The organism is Cobetia sp. MC34, from assembly GCF_018340035.1.
GTDB lineage: Bacteria > Pseudomonadota > Gammaproteobacteria > Pseudomonadales > Halomonadaceae > Cobetia > Cobetia amphilecti.
Map to the genome: position 1 here is coordinate 36106 of NZ_JADPPY010000027.1, position 10503 is coordinate 46608.

At 64.4% G+C, this 10503-nt stretch carries 3 protein-coding genes; all 3 read left to right on the plus strand.

Translation table 11 applies throughout. The features are described 5' to 3' along the window. Positions 1 to 75: 75 nt before the first annotated feature. A complete protein-coding gene (locus IZU87_RS13295) occupies positions 76 to 1797 on the plus strand; it encodes an LTA synthase family protein (RefSeq protein WP_213114836.1) in 1722 nt (573 codons plus the stop codon). Beyond that, entirely contained in the window at positions 1794 to 9986 is an 8193-nt protein-coding gene (locus tag IZU87_RS13300; protein ID WP_213114837.1) for a type I polyketide synthase, read from the plus strand. The genes IZU87_RS13295 and IZU87_RS13300 overlap by 4 nt, the downstream gene beginning before the upstream one ends. 385 nt (positions 9987 to 10371) lie before the next feature. Next, positions 10372 to 10503 (plus strand): transposase (locus tag IZU87_RS18160; protein WP_213114842.1); only part of this gene is annotated, 132 nt, incomplete at its 3' end.

Below are 10503 nucleotides of genomic sequence, written 5' to 3' on the forward strand. Positions count from 1 at the left end.
CTATACAGCCCCTGCGACGGCAGAGGCTAACGAGGTCGGCATTACATGGAGTTTGTCATTGCGTTTGTGTCTTTCATGGCCGGGCCACTGCTGGTCGGCCTCGGGTTGACGCTGGGGCTTGAGCATCTGCTGCTGAAACAGATGACGACACCACCAGCCGCATTCTGGCGTCGCCCCGTCAGCGCCCGACTGGTACATGTCGGGTACTGGTGCGCCAGCTGGTCACTGTGCACCTTGATCACCCAGCGGCCCTGGTTCTCGCTGATCGTCGTCAATGCGCTGTGGCTGGTGGTGCTGCAGGTCAGCCACACCAAGTACGTGTCGCTGCGCGAACCCTTCCTCAGCCAGGACTTCGAGTACTTCACCGACGCCATCAAGCACCCGCGCCTGTACATCCCCTTCTTCGGCATCGGGCTGACCATCGCCGCGACCACGGCAGGGGCGCTGGCAATCGGTCTAGGGCTCTGGCTCGAGCCCGCGCTGGGCTTCTCCGCCGTCTACTCAGGCAACGCCGCTCTATGGCTGGTGCCGTTGATCAGCGTACTGATCGGCGCGAGCGTCTTGACCTACGCCCTGGGCAACCGTCTGGCCAACAAGGTGATGCTGGTCCCCGAGTTCGACCTGAGCGAGCTAGGCATGGTGGCCTACCTGCTGGCCTATGCGCGGCTGGCGCGTCGCCCGCTGACGCCACTGCGCAATCCGTTGGAGGAGGCACAGCAAGAACTCGACGCCACCTTGCGCGAACTCGATGACGAGGAAGCCACCAAGGCACTGCCCCATGTCCTCAGTGTGCAGAGCGAATCCTTCTTCGATGCCCGCCGCGTCTATCCCCGGGTACGTGACGACCTGCTGCCGAACCTGGACCGCTGCCACTTCACCGCCCTGGCCCAGGGCCTGCCGTGTGGTCGCCTGGCCGTGCCGGCGTGGGGCGCCAATACCGTACGCACCGAGACCGCCTTTCTGACGGGCCTCACCGCCGAGGAGCTCGGCGTGCACCAGTTCAATCCCTACCATCAGCTGGCACGTCGCGCCGTGCCCAATCTGGCCGCCAGCTACAAGGCAATGGGCTATCGCACGCTGTGCATCCATCCCTATCCCGGCACCTTCTACCTGCGCAATCAGGTGCTGAAACAGCTCGGTTTCGATGAATTCCTCGACATCGCCCACTTCAGCGATGCCGACAAGAGTGGCCAGTACATCAGCGATGCCGCCGTGGCGGCCAAGGTGGAAGACTGCCTGCTGGAAGCCGGCGACACGCCGTTGTTCATCCAGGTGATCACCATGGAGAATCACGGCCCGCTGCACCTGGAAACCCTCGACAGCGCACGTCTGCCGGAGTGGTACGACGGAGACCTGCCGGAGAACTGTCAGGAACTGGGCATCTATCTGCGTCATCTGGTGAATGCCGACGCGATGATCGATCAGCTCACCACCGCGCTGGCGCGACTGCCGCGCGGCGGGCTGCTGTGTTTCTATGGAGACCATGTGCCTATCATGCCCGAGGTCTATGCGACCCTGGGCGAGCCCAATGGCGTGACCGACAGCTTCATCTGGTCCAGCGCCCTGCCGGAGTCCGACGACACCGCCCGCCAGACCATGGCGGCCGTGCGCGACAAGGACCCGGAGCTGATGGAGTGGGCTCTCGATTGTGAAGGGCCCTTCAAGACTGACGAGCAATGCCGCAAGGGCGACCCGCGCGTCATCAATATCGATACATTAGGAAGTGCGCTGCTGCAGGCGACCGCGAAGCATGCTCGCCACAGTGCCGTGACTCAGAAGTTCAGGAGCTTGTCATGACCCGACGCGTTGCCATCATCGGCGCAGCCAGCCGTTTCCCCGGCACCACTCAGGCCACCCTGTGGGACGACCTCCTGGCCGGCAAGGACATGGTGACCGAAGTCGCCGACGACCGCTGGAGCAAGGAATCTCTCTCGCACCCGGACGAGAAGGCCCCGGGCATGAGCTATAGCTTCGCCGCAGGTTCACTGGGCGACATCACGGGCTTTGACCCCGCCTTCTTCGGCATCAGCCCGCGCGAAGCCGCCAGCATGGACCCCCAGCAACGCATGCTGCTGGAGATGAGCTGGGAAGCCATCGAGCACGCCGGCATCCCCGCCGAGAAGATGCGCGGCTCACGCTGTGGCGTCTTCATGGGCATCGCGAGTCTGGATTATTCCTATCGCATGGCGGATGACCTGAGCGCCATCGGCCCGAATACCGCGACCGGCAATACCTCCAGCGTGGCCTCCAACCGCCTGTCGTATGCCTTCGATCTGCACGGCCCGAGCCTGTCACTGGATACCGCCTGCTCTTCTTCGATGGTCGCCTTCCACCAGGCCTGCCAGTCGATCAGAAGCGGCGAGACCGACATGGCGCTGACCGGCGGCATCAGTCTCCACCTGCATCCCTACGGCTTCCTGATCTTCTCCAAGGCCACGATGCTGTCGAAGACCGGCCGCTGTCAGGTATTCGATGAAGCCGGCGACGGCTATGCGCGCTCCGAAGGCGGCGGTGTCTTCCTGCTCAAGGATCTCGCCCAGGCCATCGCCGATGGCGATCGCATTCTCGCCGTGGTGGCGTCTTCCGTGGTCAATACCGACGGCTACAAGTCCGGCCTGACCGTGCCCAACCCGGCGGCGCAGATCCAGTTGATGGAACAGGCCTGCGAGCAGGCCAGCATCAGCCCGGACGAGATCGACTACCTCGAGGCCCACGGTACCGGCACCGCGGTCGGTGACCCGCTGGAAACCCGCGCCATCGGCGCCGCCATCGGCCAGAAGCGCTCCAGCCCGCTGCCGATCGGCTCGATCAAGAGCAACATGGGTCACCTGGAAACCGCCTCTGGCGTGGCAGGCCTGGCCAAGGCACTCGGCGTGATCGCGCACCGTGAAGTGCCCGCGACGATCAAGATCCATCGCCTGAATCCGAAGATTCGTACCGACGAGTGGAATCTGGATATCGTCACCCAGCCGCGCAAGCTCAAGGCGGACGGGCGCCTGGTCGTCGGCGTCAACTCCTTCGGCTTCGGTGGCGCCAATGCCCATGTGCTGCTGGAAAGTGCCCCCGAGCAGTCGGTAGCGCAACCGAGCAGTGGAGGTGAACAGACGCCGCCGCTGCGCCTGAGTGCCCGTTCCCCACAAGCGCTCAAGCAATCCGCGCTGGAGCTGGCAGAGCACCTGCGTGAGCTCGCCGCCCACGACATGGCGCCAAGCCTCTACGATCTCGCCTGGCAGCTGGCCGCCCGACGTGAGCACCATGTGCATGGCGCCCTGCTCAGCGCGGATACCTTCACCACCCTGCTCGAGGACCTCGACACCCTCGGCAGCGAAGGGGATCTCGGTGACCATCCGCGCATCACACTGGCAGACCGTCTGCCGGCATTGCCCAGCGCCAGTGACAATGGCGCATCGCCGCGCCAGGGCGCAAACGCCCTCAGCAGCGTGCAGCAAGAGCGCGGCCCGGTGTTCGTGTATTCCGGCAATGGCTGCCAGTGGGCCGGCATGGGCCGTGCCCTGCTGGCAGAATCCGCCAGCGTGCGCGCCTGCCTGGAGCGCCTCGACACCGCCTTCCGTGACTTCAATGGCTTCGAGTTGCTCAAGGAGCTGGACGGCAGCCTGAGCGAGAAAGGCGAGAATCGGCTGGACGCTACCGAGATCGCCCAGCCGACGCTGTTCGCACTGCAGGTCGCGGTCACCGAGTGGCTGATCGAGCGTGGCATCCGTCCTGCTGCCGTCACCGGTCACAGTGTCGGCGAAGTCGCTGCCGCCTGGGCGAGTGGCGCACTGACGCTCGAGCAGGCCACCCGCGTCATCTTCCAGCGCAGCTACCACCAGGGGCGCACCCGTGGCACCGGCGCGATGATGGCCGTCGGTCTCGGCGAGTGCGAGATGCGCGAGTGGCTGGAGCAGCCGCAATGGGCGTCGCTGTCGCTGGCCGGCATCAATGGCCCGCGCGGCACCACCCTGGCCGGCGAGCGTGAGCTGCTGGAAGCGCTGAGCAAGGAGCTCTCCGCCCAGGGCACCTTCGCGCGGGTGCTGGGGCTGGATTACGCCTTCCATAGCCCGGCGATGGACCCGATCAAGCCCGGCCTGCTCGAATCCCTCGACGGCCTGACGCCCCGCGCCACCCATATCCCGTTCATCTCCACCGTCACCGGCAGCGTCATTGCCGGCGAGCAGCTGGATGCACGCTACTGGTGGGAGAACATCCGTCAGCCGGTCATGTTCGAGGCCGCCGTTACCTCACTGGTCAACTGGCACTCCGAGGCGGAAGAGAACGCTGTCCTCGGCCGCCATCGCCTGCTGATCGAGATCGGCGCGCACCCGATCCTGCGCAGCTACCTGAACGACATCCTCAAGGCGCGCAGTGAAGAGGCGCCCGCCGGCCAGGTGCTCGCCAGTCTCGACCGCCGCCATGCCGGAGTAGATGCCCTGGAGCACCTGCGTGGTCGCGTACTGCTCTCCGGCGCCGTCGACATCACCGGCCTGTTCCCGGTCGCCGGCCAGTTCGTCGAGCTGCCAAGCTACCCGTGGCAACGCATCCCGTGCTGGCTCCAGACCACCAGCGAAAGCCAGCGTCTGTTGGATCGTCATTACGTACATCCGCTGCTCGGCTATCGTCTCGCCCAGCAACGCCTGACCTGGGAAGCTCAGCTCGACACCCAGAAGGTCGCGTGGCTGGCCGATCACCAGGTCGGCGAAAGCGCCGTCTTCCCGGGGGCCGGCTATCTGGAGCAATGCCTGGCCGCCGCCCACGAATGGCAGGCCGCCAGCGCCGATGCGGGCAGCCTGCCCGACGTGCTGGATCTGGAAGACTTCGAGATTCGCGCCCCGCTGCTGCTCGATGACAGCACGCTGCGCCTGACCCGCCTGTCGCTGGACAGCGCCAATGGCGCCATGCGTCTGGAAAGTCGTGAGACACGCGCGGAAGATGCCGACAAGTGGAATCTGCACGCCGTGGCGCGCGCCTTCACCGCCACGCGTGGACGCCTGCTGGAGCGAGCCGCCCCGGTCATGCCCACTCGCGCCGCCGATTTCGGCCGCGATGAGCACGTGGCAGCTGCCGCGCAACTCGGCCTGCATTACGGTCCGCATTTCCGCGCCGCCGAGCAGATCTGGGTCGACGCGGGTGCCGACCATCATGCTCCGGGCACTGCGCGTCCGCAGGTACTGGCCCGTTTCTCGTTGACCGAGGAAATGGCCAGCCAGGACGCCGACTTCCACCTGCACCCCGGCGTGCTCGACAGCGCCTTCCAGCTGTTCATTCCGCTGCTGGGCGTGCTCAAGGGCCAGATAGCGGCCAGCAATGGCATGGCCTTCGTGCCGGTGCGCGTCGGACGCCTGCAGGTACGTGAGCAGGTACGCGCCTCGCAGATCGTGACCGCACGTGTCGTGCTGCGCTCGCGAGGCCCGCACTCCCTGTGTGCCGACTTCGAGCTGTTCGATGCCGAAGGCCGCGCCGTGGCCGTTGCCGAAGAGGCCCGCTTCCGCGCCGTACGCCTGGGACGTGATGGCACGGCGCATCTGGATTACCTGGATATCGAACTGACTGCCGCCCCGCACCCGCTCACTCAGCCGACCGCCCCGGTATTGGATCTCACAGGCCTGGTGAATGACGCCATGCAGGCGTCAGAGGCTACCGATGGCGGTGAGGATGGTGAGGCGAATGTTGGTGAGAACATTGCTGAGAGCGACGCGGCCGCCAGCGCACAGACGCTGCTGGCTGACAGCCAATGCTTCCGCGATGAGCTGGAGCCGCTGCTCGACAGCCTGATGCTCGCCAGCGTCCACGAGACCCTGATGCGTCACGCCGCGCCGGGCGACCCGGAGCTGGCCCACCTGGATCACGAGGCGCTGTCGCGCTGGCAGCGCCGTTGTCCGCTGTTCAGTCGTGCACTGCTCGACTGGGCCGAGTCACAAGGCCTCACGGAAGCACTCGATAGCGGCGACTGGCAGATCAACTCGCTGGATCTGCCCGCCGCCAATGACATCTGGCAACTGCTGGTACGTGACTATCCGGGCCAGTTCCCGCTGACGCATGCCGCCGGTCGCCTGTACCTGCATCTGGATGAGTGGCTCAACCGCGGCATGCCGTTGGGCGGCACCCCGTTGGACGGCGCTCAGTTAGAAGGGACTCAGTTGGAGGGTGCCGCTGATGAAGCGGTAGCAGACCGCGAGGCGCTGCTCTCGACGGATGCCAGTGCCGCACTGGAACATCTGCGCCAGCCGCTGATCCCGACGCTGCTCAAGACGGCGGTCGGCAATGCCGGCTGGCAGTGGTTGAGCACACAGCTTGATCAACGCATCAGCAGCGCGCTTGCCGCCCTACCGGCCGGCCAGCGCCTCGCTGTGCTGGAACTGGGGGCCGGCGGCCCCTGGCTGGGCCAGCGTCTCGCGACACTGCGCGAGGCGGATGCACGCAACGGGCACTTCGCAGCGCTGGATTACCGCTTCGTGGCCGCCAGTGCCGGTGCCCTCAGTGAAGCCAACCGCCTGCAGGATGACTTGCCGCTGATCGACGTGATCGCGGGCGAGGCCTTCCAGGATACCGCCACCGCCCACAAGACTCAGCTCGCCATCGTGCATCTGGACTTCGAGGCACCGTCACAGGCGCGCGAGCTGCTGACAGCGCTGATCGCCCGTCTGGCCCCCGGCGCGCAGCTGCTGCTGTGTGGCTGTGAACCGGCGGCCTGGGCCGAGCCGATCCTGGCCCTCGATGATGGTGAGCAGCTGCGCAGTCATCCGGGCATCGCGCAATGGCAGCGTCTCTTGACCCAGCTGGGCCTCGACATCGAGTCACCAGCGCCTGCCAGCGATCACTTGGATACTGAAACATCAGGCGCCTGGTGGCTGTCCGCGACGCTTGCCGCTCAGACACCGCTTACGGAAGACCAGTCGGAGGCAGGTGAATCAGTCGAGAGTGAATCATTGGAAAGCGAAGCAGTGGCAAGCCAAGCCGCCACGCTCTCCATCGCGCTGCTGGATAGCCCGCAGGCACCGGCGGATCAGGCACTGCTGACGCGCTTGAGCGACTCATTGACCGCGCGTGGTCATCAGGTCAGCCATCAGCGCCTGTCAGCCAGCCTGCCTGCGGACGTCTCCGCACTGATCGAGCAGCTTGGCGACGTTGATCACCTGATCGCGCTGCCAAGCGCTACGACGACAGATGAGCAGACTGATACGGACAGCACCAACGCCCTCCAGTGCGCACGCCAACAGCTACTGACACAGGTCGCCCAGGCCTTTGACAGCGCCCTGGAGCAGGACGACAGCCGTCTCACCCCGACCCTGTGGGTGCTGACACATGACGTGGCGACGCTGTGGCAGACAGATGGCGCCCCCACAGCGACGCCACCGGCGGATGCGGCCAGCTGGGGCTTTGCGCGCAGTCTGGCCAACGAGAGCCAGTCGCTGGCCATTCGCCTGCTGGATACGCCGACGCTGGAGCACGATGCCGCCTGCACGCCGGCCTTGATGGACGCGCTGGTGCAGGATCTCGAAACGCCGGACCACGAACAGGAAGTGGTGCTGGATGCCACTGGTGCGCGCTTCGCGACACGTCTGCGTCAGGTAGCGGCGCCTCAGCAGGCCGCTGGTAGCGAAAGCTCCCTCTCGCAGATCTCAGGCCCGCAGGCCTCAGGCACTCAGCGCCACGGCGTCAGTCTCGGCTTCAGCCAGCCCGGTCAATTGCGCAATCTGGAGTGGCAGCCACGGATTCTGCCCGCCGTGGCAGCCGGTGAAGTCGAAGTGCGGGTCGAGGCGACCGGTCTCAACTTCCGCGATGTCATGTACACCCTCGGCCTACTGTCGGATGAAGCCATCGAACACGGCTTCTCCGGCCCGAGCCTGGGGCTCGAGTTCTCCGGCATCGTCACTCAGGCCGGCGCCAATGCTGAATTTAAGGTCGGCGATCGCGTGGTCGGCTTCGGCCCGGCCAGCTTCTCCGACCGACTGGTGATTGCCGACACGGCGCTGGCCCATGTGCCTCACGGCGTCAGCCTGGAAGCGGCGGCGACCATCCCGACCACCTTCTTTACCGTCTACTACGCCCTCAAGCATCTGGCGCGGCTGGAGGAAGGCGAGAAGGTACTGATTCACGGCGCCGCCGGCGGCGTGGGTATCGCGGCACTGCAGATCGCCGAATGGCTGGGCGCCGAGGTGTTCGCCACCGTTGGCTCGCCGGCCAAGCGTGACTTTCTCGCGCTGATGGGCATCGATAACGTCTATGACTCGCGCAGCCATGGCTTCGCCGAGGATATCCTGGCCGACCTCGCCGCACGCCAGCAGCGTGATCCATCCGTGGATGCCCGTGGTGTCGATGTGGTGCTCAACTCGCTGGCCGGTGAAGCCATCGCCCAGAACCTGCGGGTGCTCAAGCCGTTTGGCCGCTTCTGTGAGCTGGGCAAGCGCGACTTCTACGAGAACAACCCGATGGGGCTGCGCCCGTTCCGCAACAACTTGAGCTACTTCGGCATCGATTCCGATCAGCTGATGAAGGAATGTCCGGGACTGACCACGCGTCTGTTCCGCGAGATGATGGCACTGTTCGAGGACGGCACCCTGGCGCCGCTGCCCTACACCACCTTCGATGCCAGCCAGGTGGTCGAGGCCTTCCGCTACATGCAGCAGGCTCGCCAGATCGGCAAGGTCGTCGTCACTCAACGCGTTGCCGAACACGCCGCTGAACAGACAGCCAGTGCAGTGTCCCATCAACACGACGCGCAAGCGGCCAAGGGAAAGACACTGACATTCGACCCGGCGGGCAGCTATCTGGTCACCGGCGGTCTGGGCGGCTTTGGCCTGCGCAGCGCCGAATGGCTGGCCGCGATGGGCGCGCGTGAACTGGTCCTGCTCGGGCGTTCCGGCGCGGCCAGTGAAGAAGCACAGCAAGGTGTCGCGCGTCTCGAGGCCCAGGGCGTGAACGTGCATGCGCTGGCCTGCGATGTCGCCGATGAGGCCGCGTTATCAAAGGTGTTCGCACGCTTCGGCAAGTCCGCTGACGCCGATGGCATCGCACCGCTCAAGGGCATCATTCATGCCGCCGCGGTAATCGATGATGCACTGATTCGCCATCTCGATGCCGAGGGTATCCAGCGTGTGATGACGCCGAAGCTGGAAGGTGCACGCCTGCTGGATCACCTGAGTGCCGAGCATGCGCTTGACTTCTTCGTGCTCTACTCCTCGGCTACCACCCTGTTCGGCAACCCGGGACAGAGCGTCTACGTGGCGGCCAACCACTGGCTGGAGGGGCTTGCCGCCCACCGTCGTGCACGTGGCCTGCCCGCCACCTGCGCACGCTGGGGCGCGATCGAGGATGCCGGCTTCCTGGCACGCAACGAGAAGACGCGCGAAGCACTCAAGAATCGCCTCGGTGGCGATGCGCTGATGGCAGACCATGCCCTGGCCTGTCTCGGCAAGATGATCAGCGCGGATCAACAGGCCCAAGCACTCGGCCTGCCAGGTCGCTCACTGGGCGTGCTAGAACTGGACTGGGGCGCGCTTGCACGCTTCCTACCAACCGCCGCTACACCCCGCTTTGAGGAAATCGCGCGTCGCGCCGGTGAGGATGACTCCAGTCAGGCACAGCAAGATGATATCGCCGCGATACTGGCAGGGCTTACAGGTGAGGCGCTTCAGACGGCCATCGTTGAGATACTCAAAGGCGAGCTGAGCAAGATTCTACTGATCGATGACACGGCCATTGACGTCAATAAGAGCGTCTATGATATGGGCTTCGATTCACTGATGGGGGTGGAGCTGATGACGGCAGTCGAGGTGCGTCTGGGGATCAGCATTCCGGTGATGATGATCAGTGAAGCCGCCACCCTGTGGCGTCTCACGGAGCGCCTGATGCACAAGATGTCAAATACCGACGGCGAGGATGCCGAAATCAGCTCGGAAGACCAGGCCATGGCGCAGCTGGTGAAGCAACATGGCAGTGAAGCAGCCACAGCGACTTCTAAACGCGGTGAGATGGTCAGCAAGTAACGCGTAATACTAGATGATCATCCAATCCTGAAATTAGTTGATACTTTTGGAACTCAAACGAGCACAATTTTGCATCGGTCGTTTGAGTTCCAAATCCATTTGAGGCTGAATTTGTAGATAGCATTCGCTCGTGCCTCAGCACTTGCCTCGAGCAGACCGAAGTGGAGATGCCAGCCATAAGGACCTGTAGACACCTTGAAATACGGCTACGTTGACAGGCGCTGACGTCGATCAACTAGTAAGCGATGAATCCAGGGAATGAAGTGAACATCAATATTTCAACCATTTTAGGACGCTAACTGTAAGCGACCGGTGATCCCATCTACCGCAGAGTCCTGAATTCCGTCACGTTAGATGTCCACCTATCAATAAGTGGACACTTATCATGACGGAATCAAGCGTGTTGGAAGTTCCTCGCAAGCGTCGCCGCTTCACTGCCGCCTTCAAGGCCAGGATCGTCGAAGCGTGTCAGCAACCCGGTGCCTCCGTTGCCGGAGTGGCGTTGGAGCACAGCCTG